Below are 17,576 nucleotides of genomic sequence, written 5' to 3'. Positions count from 1 at the left end.
GAGCATAAGTAGAATGCAGCTTACAGGAGCACAAATTGTCCTGGAATGCCTTAAGGAACAGGGAGTAGATACTGTTTTCGGCTATCCGGGCGGAACAATTCTTAATGTATATGATGAGCTTTACAAACAGCAGGATAAGATAAAACATATTCTGACTTCTCATGAGCAGGGAGCATCACATGCTGCCGACGGTTATGCAAGGGCAACGGGAAAAGTCGGTGTTTGTCTTGCAACCAGTGGCCCCGGTTCAACAAATCTTGTTACCGGTATTGCTACCGCTTACATGGATTCTGTTCCAATGGTTGCTATTACCTGTAATGTAAATCTTCCGCTGCTTGGAAAGGATACTTTCCAGGAGGTTGATATTGCCGGGATTACAATGCCCATAACAAAGCACGGATATATTGTAAAAGATGTTAAAAAGCTTGCAGAAACCATAAGAAAGGCTTTTGATATCGCAAGAAGCGGCAGACCCGGCCCTGTTATTGTGGACATTACAAAGGATGTAACCGCAAATAAATGCGATTATAAGCCTCAAAAACCTGTTCATAAAGAGAAACCTCTTAAATATACCGAAGATGATATTAAAACGGCTGTAAAGATGATTGAGCATGCCAAGAAGCCTTTTATATATGTGGGCGGCGGTGCGGTTATCTCCGGAGCTGATAAAGAGCTTCTTACTCTGGCTGAAAGGATTCAGGCACCGGTATGTGATACCCTTATGGGCAAAGGTGCTTTTAGCGGACATAACAGCCTTTATACGGGTATGATAGGTATGCATGGTACCAAAACCTCAAATTTTGGTGTGAGTGAATGTGATCTTCTTATTACACTGGGAGCAAGATTCTCTGACAGAGTAATCGGTAATGCAAAGACCTTCGCCAAAAAGGCTAAGATACTTCAGATTGATATTGATGCTGCAGAAATAAACAAGAACATCAGGACAGACTTCTCCATCGTTGGTGATTTAAAAGAGGTACTCAGGAAAATTAATGATAAGCTTACTCAGCAAAATCATGCTGAATGGATATCGCATATAAAAGAGTACGAAAAGCAGTTTCCTCTTCGCTATGATAAGAAGGGGCTTACATGTCCTTATGTTATAGAAACTATTGATAAACTTACTGATGGTGAAGCAATCGTTTCAACCGATGTAGGTCAGCACCAGATGTGGACTGCCCAATTTTACAAGTTTAAGCATCCGAGAACCTTCCTTACCTCAGGCGGCCTTGGAACTATGGGCTACGGACTGGGAGCGGCTATAGGTGCTAAGGTCGGAATGCCTGACAAGACTGTTGTTAATATAGCCGGTGACGGATGTTTTCGAATGAATATGAACGAACTTGCGACAGCAAGCAGATATGATATTCATGTAATAGAAATTGTTATAAACAATCAGGTTCTCGGTATGGTAAGACAATGGCAGAATCTGTATTACAATCAGCATTATTCAAATACTGTTCTTACAGATAAGGTTGATTACTGTAAGGTTGCAGAAGGTCTTGGGTGCATGGCTATAAGAGTAAAGAAGAAGGATGAAGTTGAAGCTGCTCTTAAAAAAGCTCTTGCAGCAAAGGGACCTGTTCTCATCGATATAGCGGTTGACCCTGATGAGAAGGTATTTCCTATGGTTTCACCTGGCGGTTCTATCAGTGAAGCTTTTGATGAGAAAGACTTAGAGGATAAGGACAGAGCATAATTCTGTTCAGGGTAAGGTATGAAGAAGCGGGGAATCTTATATACATTATTGGCTTTTTCCGTGCTATCGCTGATAGCGGTCTATCTGATGCTTGGGTTCTACTATAATGACACCTATGCATATGGAACTTGGGTAAATAATATTTATTGTACCGGAAAAACAGCGGAAGAAGCCAATAACGATCTTATAAATAACTCATACTACAGCGGAATGATTATATCTTCCGCTGAGGGTGAGAAATTCTTTATTGATGCAAATGCAATTGATTTCAAGGTTGATTATTACGATGAACTCAAAAAAATGCTAGATGACCAGAATCCTTTTGCGTGGGGAATCAATCTGTTAACTTCCAGAAGCAAAAAAATACCGGGAAATCCGACGTTTGATGAGAATAAACTTAGGGACTTATTGTCTACCTGGGCTATTTTTGATGTGGAAAGATCGGATTCTTACGAATTAAAAAGAAATGATGAAGGTTTCTATCTTGAAGTGTGTGATCAGAAGACACCTAATTTCGATAAGTTCTACGAAAGTGTAAAAGAGGGATTTTACAATAAACTCTATGAATTGGATCTTAGTAGTAATAAAGAGTTGTACGATGTAAGAACAATAACCGAAAATGATAAAGAATTAAAGGCACTTTATGATAAGATCGAGAGCGTTCAGAATATTAAAGCTTCAATCAAAATCGGCGAAAATTTGATGAAGGCAGATTCATCCGATTTAGCGGACTGGATTGTTAAAATTGATGAACTTGAGGAGGCCCGGGAAGAAGATTTTGATGAGGAAAATCCCGGAAAAGGATTCTTCCTTGCCGGCGATAAGATGATTGAATTCCCGGATGAGGACTACAAGGTAGAAGAGGAATTCATAACCGATAAGGAAGGAAATCTTCTTCTTAGCTGCTCTAAAATCTATGATTTTGTTTGCGAGGGGCTAAGGAAATATGATACCAACAATTGTATAGAAAGATACCAAAAAGGCCAGAAAAGTACGATTTATGTAAGTGGTAACAAGAACGGAAAACTTTATGATGAAAAGCAGGAATTCGAGGATTTTGTAAACTCTGTTGAGGGCACGGGGCCTGCTGAAACCGAAATAACATTTCCGAACAAATCCTTTACAATAGATGCAAAAGATCTCGGGGATGAATATATACTTGTTGATATGGGCAATCAGAGATTAAGATATTATAAGAACGGAAAACTAACCATTCAATATGATATAGTTACCGGTAATACTGCGCTGGGGCGTGGTACCCCGGTAGGGCTTTTTCATATATATAATAAAAGATATCATACAATTCTTCGCGGAGTGGATTATGCGTCCTACGTGAATTATTGGCTTGGAGTTAATAAAGGAATTGGAATTCATGATGCTACCTGGAGAAGCGAATTCGGCGGTGAGATATATAAACATTCAGGCTCACACGGATGTATCAATTCTCCTCTGGATCTCATGGAAAGGCTTTATGAGCTCGTAGATGTTGGTGTGCCGGTCCTTTTATATTATTGATAAAGAATTAAAGCTTATAATAATTCGGAAAGAAACAGAATGAAGATTGATGATATACCGGTTATTATCCCGGCTTATAAACCGGGAGATAATCTAATAAAGCTTCTAAATGATTTAAAAATATCCGGATTTAGCAGATTTATTATTGTTGATGATGGTAATGGCGAAAGCATGAAGACTTTTTTTGAGGGGATTGAGAAGGAATTCGGTGCTTATGTACTTCACCATCATGTGAATCTCGGGCTTGGAAGGAGCCTCAAAACGGCATTTAATTATGCACTGCAGGAGTATAATGACCTTACCGGCTGCGTAATAAGTGACTGCAAGGGGGTATATCTTACTTCGGATATTTTAAGCTGTGCTATTAAGCTTAAAGAAAACCCGGACTCGTTAATAATAACAAAACGCCAAAGAAGCAGCGAAGATATTCCGCTTTCAAATAAGATCATTAACAAGCTTTTTACTTATTCATACCGATTTTTGTTTGGTATTACTGTCAACGATCCGCAATCTATTTTGAAAGCTATTCCTGTTAAATATATGGAGAAACTCCTAAAAGTGAATGGAGAGGGATATCCTTTTGATACAAATATACTTGTATATACAAGAAACTACCATATAGATGTTATCGAAATCGAACTTGAGACGTTATATTCCAGGCGTACAAATACCGAAAAGTACCGGACACTGCGTGAAAGTTTCTTTATATATGTAAATTTTGTAATTTATATGCTTATTTCCATATGGGCAACGATAATCGATATTTTGCTGTTTTCATTATTGTGTGCCTTTTTGGGACAATTTAAATTTATGAATATGCACCAGATATACATCTATGTTTCGACAATTATTGCAAGAGTTATATCTGCGAGTATGTCATATAATTTCAATCATCGCTTCGTTTTTAAAAAGAAGCACAGGCAAAAAGAAACATTTAATCGATTTGTTCTTGTGGCTACCTGCCAAATGCTTATAAGTGCAATAGTTGTTTCACTGCTGCACGGATATATAGGCGGCGAAGAGGTATTAATCAAGATTCCTACTGACTTTGTTCTGTTTTTTGTTGCTTATCAGTTTAATAGAAGATTTGTTTTTAAGAGATAAAAAATGATGTCCGTGTGACATCATTTTTTATTTTAGAATCATTAAATAACAATAATTATTGAATATATAGTTGACAAAAAAATATTTCTATATAGAATGATATTAACACTTTGAAAAAGTAAAGTGTAAAAGTGTGAAAAAAATTTTTGTATTTTTGGAAAAACAGGAGGAAAGAAACAGTGTCACGAGTTTACAATTTTAGTGCAGGTCCGGCAGTACTTCCGGAAGAGGTTTTGAAGCAGGCAGCGGCAGAAATGCTTGATTATAACGGCTGCGGTATGTCTATCAATGAGATGAGCCACAGATCAAAAACGTTTGATCAGGTTATTCAGACCGCTGAACAGGATATCAGAGATCTTATGAATATTCCGGACAACTATAAGGTTTTATTCCTCCAGGGAGGTGCTAGCCAGCAGTTTGCAGCTGTTCCGATGAACCTTATGCAGAACAAAAAGGCGGCATATATTGTTACCGGTCAGTGGGCTAAGAAGGCCCTTGCTGAGGCTAAAAAGTACGGCGATGCTGTAGAGGTTGCATCAAGTGCAGACAAGACTTTCTCATATATTCCGGATTGCTCTGATCTGGATATTCCAGAAGATGCAGATTATGTATATATCTGTGAAAATAACACAATTTACGGCACAAAGTTTAAGAAGCTTCCCAATACTAAGGGACATATCCTTGTTTCGGATGTATCTTCATGCTTCCTTTCTGAGCCTGTAAATGTAAATGATTACGGTGTTATCTATGGCGGTGTTCAGAAGAATGTAGGTCCTGCAGGTCTTGTAATTAGTATTATCAGAGAAGACCTCATCAGAGATGATGTTCCTGATTTCGTTCCTACGATGCTTAAGTGGAAGACACAGGCTGACAACGGTTCTCTTTACAATACTCCCAACTGCTGGGCAATTTATATGTGCGGACTGGTATTCAAGTGGCTTAAGTCTCAGGGCGGCCTTGTAGAGATGAAGAAGAGAAATGAGGAGAAGGCTGCAATTCTCTATGATTTCCTTGATAACAGCAAGATGTTCAAGGGTACTGTAAGACCTGAAGACAGATCACTTATGAATGTTCCTTTCGTTACAGATTCTGATGAGCTCAATGCAAAATTCATCGCAGAGGCTACAGCTAACGGCCTTGTAAGTCTTAAGGGACACAGAAGTGTAGGCGGAATGCGCGCAAGTATCTACAATGCTATGCCAAAGGAAGGCGTACAGAAGCTAGTAGACTTCATGGAAGCATTTGAGAAAAATAATGGTTGATCGGAACATAGATAAAGGAGAATAAAATGTTTAAATATAAGTGCCTTAATCCTATTGCAAAGGTTGGATTAAACAATTTCACAGATCAGTATGAAGTAGTAGATAATATCGATGATGCAGACGGCGTGCTTGTAAGAAGTGCCAATATGAACGAGATGGAGTTTTCCGAGAATCTCCTTGCTATCGCAAGAGCAGGTGCCGGAGTCAACAATATTCCCGTAGATCGCTGCGCTGAGGAAGGCATTGTTGTATTCAATACACCCGGAGCAAATGCTAACGGTGTAAAGGAAATGGTAATTGCAGCTATGCTCATCGCTTCCCGTGATATCATCGGTGGAGTTCAGTGGGTAAGTGCAAATGCGGGTGACCCTGAAATTGCAAAACTTACAGAGAAGACAAAGAAAAAGTTTGCAGGTACTGAGATTGCCGGTAAGAAGCTCGGAATTATAGGCCTCGGAGCTATTGGTGTAAGAGTGGCAAATGCTGCCAGAAATTTAGGTATGGATGTCTACGGTTATGATCCGTATCTTTCTGTTGATGCTGCATGGAGCCTTTCCTCTGATGTTAAGCATGTTACTAACGTCGATGATATTTATTCAAAGTGCGATATTATAACAATTCATGTTCCTGCACTTGAAAATACAAAAGGCATGGTTAACGCCGAAGCTATAGCTAAGATGAAGAAGGGTGTTATCCTTATCAACCTCGCAAGAGATATTCTTTGCAACGAGACAGATGTTCTTTCCGGAATCAATTCAGGAAAAATCAGAAAGTATGTTACTGACTTCCCGAATACTGTTACCGCAGGTCATGATGGCTGTATTGTTATTCCTCACCTTGGCGCTTCAACGGAGGAATCAGAGGATAACTGCGCAGTGAAAGCTGTTCTTCAGATGAAAGATTATCTTGAGAACGGTAACATTGTAAATTCAGTAAATATGCCTCGCTGTGAGCAGGGTATCTGCACAAGTCCCAGATTTGCAATCATTCATAAGAATGTTGCAGGTATGATCGGTAAATTTACACAGGTTCTTGGTAATGATGGATTCAATATTTCAAATATGACCAATAAATCCCGTGGTGATTACGCTTATACCATCATCGATGTAGAGAGCACCATTTCTGATGAAATTACTGATAAACTCAAGAATATCGAGGGCGTTATCAGAGTTCGTGTTGTCAGAAAAGATGTCTGAAACATAATCGAAAGGACTTTTATTTAAATGGCAGATATTAGAGCATTTGCGGCTTACAGACCAAGAGAAGATATAGCTGACAGGGTTGCGGCTCTTCCCTATGATGTGTACAACAGAGAAGAAGCAAGAGCAGAGGTTGCCAGGGAGCCTATGTCATTTCTTGCGATAGACAGACCTGAGACTCAGTTTCCCGAAGATTACGATATGTATTCTGAAGAAGTATACAGGAAGGCTCATGATATGCTGTGGGGGAAAATCGAGGACGGCACTTTTGTTCACGAGAGTAAACCCTGCTATTATCTCTACGAGCAGACTATGAACGGAAGGGTTCAGACTGGGATTGTTGCCTGCAGCTCAGTAAGAGACTACGACAATAATATAATTAAAAAGCACGAGAATACTCTTGCAAAAAAGGAAGCCGACAGAATTCACCATGTGGATACCTGTGATGCTCAGACCGGACCAATCTTTTTGTGCTACAGGGAAAACGAAGCAATCAGAGGTGTTATTAACAGAGTAAAAACTGAAGATAAGCCTGTATATGATTTTGTTACAGTAGATGGAATAAAGAGCAGAGTTTTCATTGTGGATAAGGAAAATGAAATTGACACAATAAAATCTGCATTTGAGGGAATGGACAGCATATATATAGCTGATGGCCACCACAGATGTGCTTCTGCGGTTAAAGTCGCTAAAAAAAGAAGAGAAGCAGACCCGAATCCCACAGGCAATAAAGAATATGACTTCTTCTTATCCGTTCTTTTTCCTGACAGCGAGCTCATGATCATGGATTACAACAGGGTAATAAAAGATTTAAACGGCATGAGCGAAAATGAATTCCTTTCAAAAATATCGGAAAAATTTGATGTAAAGGAAGAGGCTGAAGCTGTTAAACCTTCAAGGAAATATGAAGTTGGCATGCTTCTTGGAGGAAAGTGGTACAGACTTTATGCTCATGATGAAATAAAGAGCTCTGATGCTGTTGACGGGCTGGATGTCAGTGTGCTTCAAAATCAGGTACTGACGCCTCTTCTTGATATCAGTGACCCTAAGAATGATCCAAGAATTGATTTTGTTGGTGGAATCAGAGGACTATCCGAGCTTGAGAAGAGATGCAAAAACGACTGCGTTCTTGCTTTTTCCATGTATCCTACAGATATTCATGAGTTGTTTGCTGTAGCAGATGCAGGACGCCTTATGCCGCCTAAATCAACCTGGTTTGAACCAAAGCTGCTTAGCGGTTTGTTTATACATGCGATATAAAACTTAAAAGTTGCTTAATTATATAGGTAATTCCTTGACTTTGATTTCATTAATGTTAAGATGATTTTGCCTGAATAATGCAATTTAAAAGAGGGCTGTATGTCAAAAAGACATACCGCTCTTTTTTTCTCATGATATAGTTGATTTGGAGGATGAAAAGTTGGATCTGGATCGTCAGAGAAAAGCGCCTGTTTATGAGGCACTTGAGAGATTTAGAAAGCAGAGAGTGGTACCCTTTGACGTGCCCGGACATAAGAGAGGTCGTGGAAACGCAGAACTCGTGCGTTTTCTTGGTGAGCAATGCGTGGGCATTGACGTTAATTCCATGAAGCCTCTCGATAATTTGTGCCATCCTGTTTCCGTAATAAAGGATGCGGAGGAACTTACTGCGGATGCATTTGGAGCCGAACATGCATTTTTGATGGTAAATGGAACCACAAGTGCTGTTCAGGCTATGGTTTTGTCTTCAGTTAAGCATGGTGAGAAGATCATTATGCCAAGAAATGTACATAAGAGTGCCATAAATGCACTTATTTTGTGTGGCGCAGTTCCTGTATATATTGATCCCAAGGTTGATACCAAGCTTGGAATTCCGCTCGGCATGGAACTTGCAGATGTTGAGGCTGCAGTAAGGGATAATCCTGATGCGAAAGCGATTTTAATAAATAATCCTTCGTATTATGGTATTTGTTCTAATTTGCAGGCAATAGTTGACCTTGCGCATGCAAACGGGATGAAGGCCCTTGTGGATGAGGCTCACGGAACACATCTGTATTTTGGACCAAATCTCCCTCTGTGCGGCATGAAGGCAGGCGCGGATATGGCAGCAATAAGTATGCATAAATCCGGAGGAAGTCTTACGCAAAGTTCGATACTTCTCTGCGGAAAAAATGCTAATATAGGATATATAAGCAGAATTGTTAATCTGACACAGACTACCAGTGCAAGCTATCTTTTGATTGCAAGCCTTGATATTTCAAGAAGGAATCTGGCGCTTCATGGCCGGGACAGCTTCGAAAAAGTAACAGGAATGGCTAAGTATGCGAGGGAAGAGATAAACGAGATTCCGGGATATTATGCCTACGGACATGAGCTTATAAACGGTGGTAGCATTTATGACTTCGATGAGACTAAACTTGTTGTAAATACAAGAGGTGTGGGTCTTACCGGAATTGAAGTATACGATCTTCTTCGCGATGAGTATGATATCCAGATGGAATTTGGTGATTTATCAAACGTTATGGCGTACATTTCTATTGGAGACAGACTTCAGGATATTGAGAGACTGGCGGGAGCTCTGGCGGATATCAGAAGACTATACGCTAAGCCGGAACAGAGCTTTTTCTCGGCAGAGTATGTTACTCCTATTGTGAAGGCTACGCCGCAGGAAGCATTCTATGCTGAAAAGGAATCGCTTCCGATAAAAGAGACGGTTGGGCGGATTTCAGCAGAATCTGTTATGTGTTATCCTCCTGGAATTCCGATCATTTCACCCGGAGAGGTAGTGACAGAAGAGATACTTGATTATATTCAGACTGCGAAGGAAAAGGGATGCTCCATGCAGGGACCTGAGAGTGAGGATATTTCTGAGCTTCAGGTTTTAAAATAAGATATCTGATTATATTTGACAGGAGAAAAAAGATGCCGCAAATGGATTATTGGTTTAGTGACATGCATACAAAGAATGTAAAAATAAGCATTCGTCTTGCAAAACAATTATTTTCGGGATCGAGCGAGTTTCAGAGAATTGATGTGTTTGATTCACCTGAATTCGGAAAATTTCTTACTTCCGACGGTAATATTATTTTTTCCGAAAAGGACGAATTCACTTATGACGAGATGATCGTACATGTTCCTATGGCTGTTCATCCTAAGGTTCAGAGAGTTCTTGTACTTGGCGGAGGTGATGGCGGTGTTGCCAGAGAGCTGAGCCACTATGATGAAATAAAGGTTATTGATGTAGTTGAGCCTGATAACATGTTTGTTGAAGTATGCAAGCAGTATTTTCCCGATAATGCCTGCGGACTTGATGATGACAGAGTTCATATCTATTATCAGGACGGCCTTAAATATCTTCGCAAATGTGAGGATATGTATGACCTAATAATAAATGATGTTACGGAACCTTTGGGACATGAGGCCGGACTTTTTACAAAAGAATTTTACGGTAGCTGCTACAAGGCTCTTCATGATGACGGAATAATGGTTTATCAGCATGGAAGTCCTTTCTATGATGAGGATGAGGAGAGCTGTAGAGCTATGCACAGAAAAGCCTACAGAGTTTTCCCTATAAACAGGGTCTATCAGGCGCACATTCCCACATGCCCTGCTGGCTACTGGCTTTTTGGATTTGCCAGCAAGAAATATCATCCGCTTAAGGATTTTAATCCTGACAGATGGGATGAAAGAAATATAAAAACATGGTACTACACAACGCATCTTCATAAGGGAGCCTTCATGCTTCCAAAGTATGTAGAGGATCTTTTGCAGGAAGAAGAGGCAATGTCAAGGTAAACTGCCATAAGGAGGAAAATATGAGTAGATTATTGGTTATTGGTTGCGGTGGCGTAGCTCAGGTAGCAATTCAGAAGTGCGCCCAGAACAGCAAGGTATTTACTGAAATGTGTATAGCATCAAGAACAGTAAGCAAATGTGATGCTCTGAAGGAAAAACTCGAGAAGGCAGGAACACCCGTAAAAATCACAACAGAAACTGTTAATGCAGACGATGTAGAGGATATTAAGAGGGTCATAAACAACTACAAGCCCGACGCTGTGCTTAATGTTGCCCTTCCTTATCAGGATCTCACAATAATGGATGCCTGCCTTGAATGTAAAGTAGATTATATCGATACAGCTAACTATGAGCCGGAAGATACCGATGATCCTGAGTGGAGAAAAATCTATGAAAAACGCTGCAAGGAGAAGGGCTTTACAGCTTATTTCGACTACAGTTGGCAGTGGGCTTATTTCGACAGATTTAAGGAAGCAGGTCTTACAGCTCTGCTTGGAACAGGCTTTGATCCCGGTGTAACTTCGGTCTTCACAGCTTATGCTAAAAAGCATTATTTTGATGAAATCCATTACATTGATATCATGGATTGCAATGGCGGTGACCACGGTTATGCATTTGCTACAAATTTTAATCCGGAGATAAATCTTCGAGAGGTTTCCGCAAACGGAAGCTATTGGGAGGATGGCCATTGGGTTGAGACAAAGCCCATGGAGATAAAAAGAGAATATGATTTCGCCCAGGTAGGTAAGAAAGATATGTATCTTCTTCACCACGAGGAGATTGAAGCACTTGGAAGAAATTTCCCTGAGGTAAAGAGAATCAGATTCTTCATGACCTTTGGACAGAGCTATCTCGACCATATGAGATGTCTTGAGGATGTTGGAATGCTTTCTACAAGTCCTGTTATGTACGAGGGCAGAGAAATTGTTCCTATTCAATTTTTGAAAGCACTGCTTCCCGATCCTGCAAGTCTTGGCCCCAGAACAGTCGGAAAAACAAATATCGGCTGTATCTTCAGAGGTATCAAGGATGGAAAGGAACGCACAATTTATATTTATAATGTGTGTGATCATCAGGAGTGCTACAAGGAACTCGGAAGTCAGGCAATAAGTTATACAACCGGTGTACCTGCAATGATCGGAACAGCTCTCGTAGTTACCGGACAGTGGAAGAAACCAGGAGTATTTACTACAGACGAGTTTGATCCCGATCCGTACATGGAGATGCTTAACGAGTATGGTCTTCCTTGGGTGGTTGAGGAAAATCCCACACTTATCGACTGATAAATAAAAAAGAATATAAAAATAAAGAAAGAGGGGGCGGCTTCAGAATTGAAGTCGTCCCCTCAAGATTGTCTATAATTATGGTGTTTAACAAATTATTCTTTAAAAACTTTGTTTAATGCGCGAACAACATCGCTGGCCATGAAGGGCTTAACGACAAAATCTTTTGCGCCCTTTTTCAGGGCAAGGACAATCATTGGCTCCTGCTTTTGGTCTGAGCACATGATTACATTGGCCTTGGGGTCAAATTCCATTACCTCGGTAAGGGCATCTATTCCATTCATTACAGGCATATTAATGTCCAGAATTAAAAGATCGGGCTTTTTTTGCTTAAACTGGTCTACGGCCTGCTGTCCGGTTGTCGCTTCACCGACAATTTCATATTGTTCTTTGTCCAGTGCTGATTTCAACATTTCTCTCATGAAAGTTGTGTCATCTGCTATTAGGATTCTTTTACGCATATTACCCCCCGCATAAAATGCTTTGCTAATTTGGATTTGATTTTTTAAAATATCTTACCCATAATTATTATGACAATTATTTTCAGCAATATCCAATAAAAAAGACTTACAATTCTATAAATAAAAAATAAAATCAATTAATCAGGAAAGAATGCATACTTATGGATGAACAATTTTCAAGAACAGAGCTTCTCATAGGTGAGAACAATGTTGAAAAACTGAAGGGCTCTCGTGTAGCGATATTTGGTGTCGGAGGTGTAGGAGGCTATGTCTGCGAGGCTCTTGTAAGGAGCGGAATCGGAGAATTTGACTTAATAGACAGTGATACCGTTGCTGCAAGCAATCTGAACCGCCAGATTATTGCACTTCATAGCACTGTAGACAAGTATAAGGTAGATGTTATGAAGGACAGGATGCTTGATATAAATCCCGATGTGAAGGTGAATGTTCATAAATGCTTTTATCTTCCCGAAAATGCAGGGGATTTCGATTTTAGCTCTTATGATTATGTTGTTGACGCGGTTGATACTGTTACTGCGAAAATTGACATTATTTTACGCGCAAAAGAGGTAGGAGTTCCTGTTATCAGTGCCATGGGAGCAGGAAATAAGCTTGATCCTTCTGCGTTTAAAGTAGCAGATATTTACAAAACAAAGGTTTGTCCTCTTTGCAAGGTGATGAGAAAAGAACTCAAAAAGAGAAACGTAAAGAACCTCAAGGTGGTATATTCCGAGGAAGAACCGCTAAAACCAGAGGTTAGAGAAACTGATATGGAAGATCTTAAGGCTTCGGGCTCTTCAAGAAGAAGTACACCGGGTAGCACTGCGTTTACACCTGCTGCCTGCGGACTTGTTATTGCGAGCGAGGTTGTGAAGGATATTATCTCAAAATAATTTTAAAGGATTAAGATAAATGAACAATTTAAAGACTCCTGTCTATGTGATAGATGAGAAGAAACTCAAAGAAAATTGCAAAATTCTAAGGGATGTACAGGATAAGTCCGGAGCAAAAATATTGCTTGCTCAAAAAGCTTTTTCTGCATATTCTACATATCCTCTTATAGCGGAATATCTCTCAGGGACAACATCTTCGGGACTTTTCGAAGCAAAGCTCGCAAATGAGGAGTTTTATACCAAAGCGCAGAAACAAAAAATAGCTGATGGATATACTAAAAAAGACGGCGATTTTCCTGAGATTCACGTCTTTGAACCGGCTTTTTATGATGATGAGATGGAAGAGATCTGCAGCTTCGCTGATCATATTGTATTTAATTCCTTAAATCAGCTTGAGCATCACAGAAAAACCTGGGAGAAAGCATGTAATGACAGAGGCTTATCTGCGGGACTACGCATCAACCCTGAGTTTTCTACTCAGGAAGATCATGAGATATATGATCCCTGTGCTCCGGGCTCAAGACTTGGAATCAGACTATGTGATTTGCCGTCAGAACTGCCAACCGGTGTGGAAGGCCTGCATTTTCATACATTATGTGAGCAGGGCTTTGAGCCTCTTAAAGATACCTTTGAGGAGTTTGAAAGCAAATTCGGAAAGTATCTAAGTCAAATAAAATGGCTCAATCTTGGAGGCGGTCATCATATCACCAGAGATGACTATAACAGAGAGGGACTGGTTAAGCTCCTCAAATACATAAAGGATATTTACAAAATTGATGTATATCTGGAACCGGGTGAAGCCATTGCATTGAATGCAGGATACCTTGTTACCACAGTTATGGACATTGTAGAAACAGAAAAACTTCCGGTGCTAATCCTTGATACATCCGCTGCTTGTCATATGCCTGATGTCCTTGAGATGCCCTATAGACCACCGCTTAGAGATAGTGGAGAAATCGGTGATAAATCTTTCGGGTATCGGCTTTCGTCACGAACCTGCCTCGCCGGTGATGTTATCGGGGATTACAGCTTTGATCATGAAATGAAAATCGGTGACCGTCTTACTTTTGAAGATATGGCTATTTACAGTATGGTTAAGAACAATACCTTCAACGGTATGCCACTGCCAGATATAGCCATACTCCATGAGGATGGAAACACCGAGGTTGTAAAACATTTTGGATATGACGATTTTAAGATGCGCCTGTAAAATGTACAGTTTCTAAATTGTAAGAAGTAATACCTCAAGATTCCTAAGTCTTGGGGTATTATTATAAATGATATTGTGTTATTATTCTTACAGTTAATTTTTCGGAGGTAGAATGATATGAAAAATGTTACAGCGTTGGAACATCCGCTCATCGAGCATAAACTTTCAATTTTAAGAGATAAGCATACAGGAACAAAGCTTTTCAGAGAGCTTGTAAGTGAGATAGGAGCTTACCTTATTTATGAGGCTATGCGCGACGTTCCGCTTGAGGAGACTGTAGTTGAAACACCTATAAAGACTATAAAAATGGGCAGACTAAACGAAGATAATTATGCATTTGCCCCTATTATGAGAGCCGGAATGGGAATGCTTGACGGTGTCCTTAAGGTTATCCCTAATGCGAAAATTGCTCATGTCGGTATGTATAGAGATGAGACAACCTTTGAGCCTGTAAACTATTTCTTTAAAGCTCCGGAGGATATCGGAGACAGAGAAGTTATTATTCTTGATCCCATGCTTGCAACAGGTGGCTCCGCATGTGATGCCATTGAGCTTTTCAAGGAAAAAGGTGTTAAGAAGATGAGATTTATATGTCTGATCGCTGCTCCCGAAGGACTTGAGAAGGTTACATCAGAGCATCCGGACGTTCCGATCATCTGTGCACATATTGATGACCAGCTTAATGATAACAAATATATTGTACCCGGCCTTGGCGATGCCGGAGACAGAATTTTCGGTACAAAATAATTCATTAAAATATGATCGTGTGTCAAAGAATATATACTTTGCACACGGTCTATTTTTTTATATAATTTTCTAATAAAAGCATTTTTAACCGTTCTATTTACGAAACAATAAAGCAAATTGTTTATGTCTTATTTTCAAAAATGATGAGGGTGAATGATTATGTCTACAATTATTAAATCTACTCCAAGAGAAGACGGTTTTTATATGCCGGCTGAATATGATATTCACGATGCGACAGTGATGATATGGCCGACAAGACCAGGAAGCTGGGGGAAGGATTCAACTGAAGCCAAAAAGGCATTTTGCAGAATTTTTTCACACATTCTCAAATCAGAAAAACTATATGTTCTTTGCGATCACAGGAACTATAACGAAGCTCATTATTTTATTAAAAAGAATACGACAAATATAAAAAGAATCTTCAATATTACAAGTGATAATATGCATCCTGTTTCCGTAGGCGAAAGAGATATCGGAACGATAATCCTGATTGAAATGGATTCCGATGATGCCTGGGCAAGGGATGTCGGACCTACCTTTGTAAGAAACGAAGAGGGAGAAATCAGAGGTATTGACTGGGCCTTTAATGCCTGGGGCGGTAATGTTGATGGCCTTTATGCACACTGGGATAAGGATGATAATGTTGCTTCAGAGTTTTGTAATTATCTGGGAAAAGATGTTTATGATGCTCATCCTTTTGTCCTTGAAGGAGGTGCGATTCATTCTGATGGAGAGGGAACAGTTATGGTTACCTCGAACTGCCTTTTGAGCAAGGGCAGAAATCCCGATATGTCTCAATATGAGATAGAAAAAATGCTAAGGAATTATCTCGGAGCTGAAAAAGTTTTATGGCTGCCTTCCGGTATATATAATGACGAAACTAACGAACATGTAGATAATGTCTGCGCGTTTACAGCGCCCGGTGAAGTTGTGCTTGCGTGGACTGATGATTTTCTTGATCCTCAATATTCAAATTCATTGTCTGATTATGAGTATCTTCAGACTGAGACTGATGCACGGGGAAGAAAACTTAAGATTCACAAGCTTCCGATACCCGATGTTCCGATTACTTTAAGCAGACATGACATTTACAATTACGAATTCGAAGAAGGTGAAGCCGAAAGGGAAGTAGGCGAAAGAATGGCTGCAAGTTACGTGAATTTCTATTTTACAAATACAGAAGTGCTTATTCCTAGCTTTGGAGGCGAAAATAAACAAAGCGATATGAGAGCAGTAGAAATAATGCGTAAAATCTGCAGAAATCGAAATGTGGTTTCAATACCGGCAAGAGATATTCTGCTTGGCGGTGGTAATATTCACTGTATTACTCAGCAGATTCCGGCAAGCATAACCAATATGAAAAGAAAGGTAATAAATTTTGAATAAGGAGTCAGAAGATGACCTATAAAAACAGCACCTCTACTACAGTTGCCGCAATACAGTTTGCATGTGGCAGAGAAAGCTATAACAATACAGAAATATCAGATGAAGAACTGGTTAGACTGAATATAAAAAAGGCAGAAAAACTTGTCAGAAAAGCAGCCTCGCAAGGAGCGCAGATAATTCTTCTTTCAGAGCTCTTTGAAAGACAGTACTTTTGCCAGGAAAGAAGATATGATTATTATGATTTTGCTACTCCCGTAGATCAAAACCGGGCTGTTGCTCATTTCAGGCAGATATGCAGAGAGCTTTCGATAGTAATGCCAATAAGTTTTTATGAGCGTGAAGGCAATGTGATGTACAATTCCGTAGCTATGATCGATTCCGATGGCGATATTCTCGGTGTGTACAGAAAAACGCATATTCCGGATGATCATTTCTATCAGGAAAAGTTCTATTTTACACCAGGTGATACCGGATTTTCCGTATTTGAAACGGCGTATGGACGAGTAGGTGTAGGAATTTGTTGGGATCAGTGGTTCCCTGAAACTGCAAGATGTCTTGCTTTGCAGGGGGCAGATATAATTCTGTATCCGACTGCTATCGGATCCGAGCCTATTCTTAATGTAGACAGTTCAGGACACTGGCAGAGAACCATGCAAGGGCATGCAGCTGCCAATATAATCCCTGTTGTAGCTGCTAATCGTATCGGTACGGAGAATGTTGTTCCTTCAGAAGAAAACGGAGGACAGCTTTCATCTCTTAAGTTCTATGGACACAGTTTTATGACTGATGAAACCGGCGATATTTTAAGGCAGGCAGGTGATTCTTCGGAAGAAATCATCATGGCGGTATATGATTTCAATGAGATCAGGCAAAATCGTTTGTCATGGGGATTATTCCGCGACAGAAGGCCTGAGTGCTACAGGGAGATTGTTGAATGACTTTAACACATTAAAGTGGTGCTCTTTTCATTTGGAAAAAGGTGTTATATAATTTTAAAATCTTTTTGTGCCTGATAGTGTAAAACTAAATGCGTCACGGCATTT

15 protein-coding genes are annotated in these 17,576 nt (G+C 39.9%); 14 read left to right on the top strand and 1 reads right to left on the bottom strand.

The features are described 5' to 3' along the window. Positions 1-13 precede the first annotated feature (13 nt). From ilvB to G596_RS0101325, 9 genes are all read left to right on the top strand, one after another. Positions 14-1,699 carry a biosynthetic-type acetolactate synthase large subunit gene (ilvB, locus tag G596_RS0101365; protein ID WP_022760033.1) on the top strand — a complete coding sequence of 562 codons (1,686 nt, stop codon included), beginning with the start codon at positions 14-16 and terminating at the stop codon, positions 1,697-1,699. An 18-nt stretch (positions 1,700-1,717) separates the two neighbouring features. Next, positions 1,718-3,214 (top strand): L,D-transpeptidase, encoded by a 1,497-nt coding sequence (locus tag G596_RS0101360; RefSeq protein WP_081646606.1) that lies wholly within the window; start codon positions 1,718-1,720, stop codon positions 3,212-3,214. Positions 3,215-3,253: 39 nt separating this feature from the next. After that, on the top strand, positions 3,254-4,318 hold the full coding sequence (locus tag G596_RS0101355) for a GtrA family protein (RefSeq protein WP_022760031.1): 1,065 nt from the start codon (positions 3,254-3,256) through the stop codon (positions 4,316-4,318). A 179-nt stretch (positions 4,319-4,497) separates the two neighbouring features. Beyond that, on the top strand, positions 4,498-5,580 hold the full coding sequence (serC, locus tag G596_RS0101350; RefSeq protein WP_022760030.1) for a 3-phosphoserine/phosphohydroxythreonine transaminase: 1,083 nt from the start codon (positions 4,498-4,500) through the stop codon (positions 5,578-5,580). A gap of 26 nt (positions 5,581-5,606) precedes the next feature. Next, complete coding sequence (locus G596_RS0101345) at positions 5,607-6,776, top strand: phosphoglycerate dehydrogenase (protein ID WP_022760029.1); 1,170 nt, start codon at positions 5,607-5,609, stop codon at positions 6,774-6,776. A gap of 27 nt (positions 6,777-6,803) precedes the next feature. Continuing rightward, complete coding sequence (locus G596_RS0101340; RefSeq protein ID WP_022760028.1) at positions 6,804-8,039, top strand: DUF1015 domain-containing protein; 1,236 nt, start codon at positions 6,804-6,806, stop codon at positions 8,037-8,039. 160 nt (positions 8,040-8,199) lie between these two features. Continuing rightward, positions 8,200-9,648 carry an aminotransferase class I/II-fold pyridoxal phosphate-dependent enzyme gene (locus G596_RS0101335; RefSeq protein ID WP_022760027.1) on the top strand — a complete coding sequence of 483 codons (1,449 nt, stop codon included), beginning with the start codon at positions 8,200-8,202 and terminating at the stop codon, positions 9,646-9,648. Between the two features lie 41 nt (positions 9,649-9,689). Continuing rightward, a complete protein-coding gene (gene speE, locus G596_RS0101330; RefSeq protein ID WP_026497477.1) occupies positions 9,690-10,553 on the top strand; it encodes a polyamine aminopropyltransferase in 864 nt (287 codons plus the stop codon). 20 nt (positions 10,554-10,573) lie between these two features. Continuing rightward, positions 10,574-11,836 (top strand): saccharopine dehydrogenase family protein, encoded by a 1,263-nt coding sequence (locus G596_RS0101325; RefSeq protein WP_022760025.1) that lies wholly within the window; start codon positions 10,574-10,576, stop codon positions 11,834-11,836. A 95-nt stretch (positions 11,837-11,931) separates the two neighbouring features. On the opposite strand, the gene G596_RS0101320 is transcribed toward G596_RS0101325, so the two are convergent. Further along, the gene (locus G596_RS0101320) at positions 11,932-12,297 is read right to left on the bottom strand and encodes a response regulator (protein WP_022760024.1); all 366 of its coding nucleotides are present in this window, start codon (positions 12,295-12,297) and stop codon (positions 11,932-11,934) included. A 161-nt stretch (positions 12,298-12,458) separates the two neighbouring features. Here G596_RS0101320 and G596_RS0101315 point away from each other — a divergent pair, with 161 nt between their 5' ends. From G596_RS0101315 to aguB, 5 genes are all read left to right on the top strand, one after another. After that, on the top strand, positions 12,459-13,190 hold the full coding sequence (locus G596_RS0101315) for a tRNA threonylcarbamoyladenosine dehydratase (protein ID WP_022760023.1): 732 nt from the start codon (positions 12,459-12,461) through the stop codon (positions 13,188-13,190). 19 nt (positions 13,191-13,209) lie between these two features. After that, complete coding sequence (gene nspC, locus G596_RS0101310) at positions 13,210-14,400, top strand: carboxynorspermidine decarboxylase (RefSeq protein ID WP_022760022.1); 1,191 nt, start codon at positions 13,210-13,212, stop codon at positions 14,398-14,400. A gap of 117 nt (positions 14,401-14,517) precedes the next feature. After that, positions 14,518-15,147: a uracil phosphoribosyltransferase gene (gene upp / locus G596_RS0101305; protein ID WP_022760021.1), complete on the top strand. Its 630-nt coding sequence runs from the start codon at positions 14,518-14,520 to the stop codon at positions 15,145-15,147. Positions 15,148-15,306: 159 nt separating this feature from the next. Next, complete coding sequence (gene aguA, locus G596_RS0101300) at positions 15,307-16,533, top strand: agmatine deiminase (RefSeq protein ID WP_044927674.1); 1,227 nt, start codon at positions 15,307-15,309, stop codon at positions 16,531-16,533. An 11-nt stretch (positions 16,534-16,544) separates the two neighbouring features. Then, positions 16,545-17,471, top strand: a complete 927-nt coding sequence (aguB, locus tag G596_RS0101295) for an N-carbamoylputrescine amidase (protein ID WP_022760019.1) — start codon at positions 16,545-16,547, stop codon at positions 17,469-17,471. Positions 17,472-17,576 lie beyond the last annotated feature (105 nt).

Source organism: Butyrivibrio sp. AD3002, assembly GCF_000420905.1.
GTDB lineage: Bacteria > Bacillota > Clostridia > Lachnospirales > Lachnospiraceae > Butyrivibrio.
This window is presented reverse-complemented; position numbering and strand designations above follow the sequence as displayed.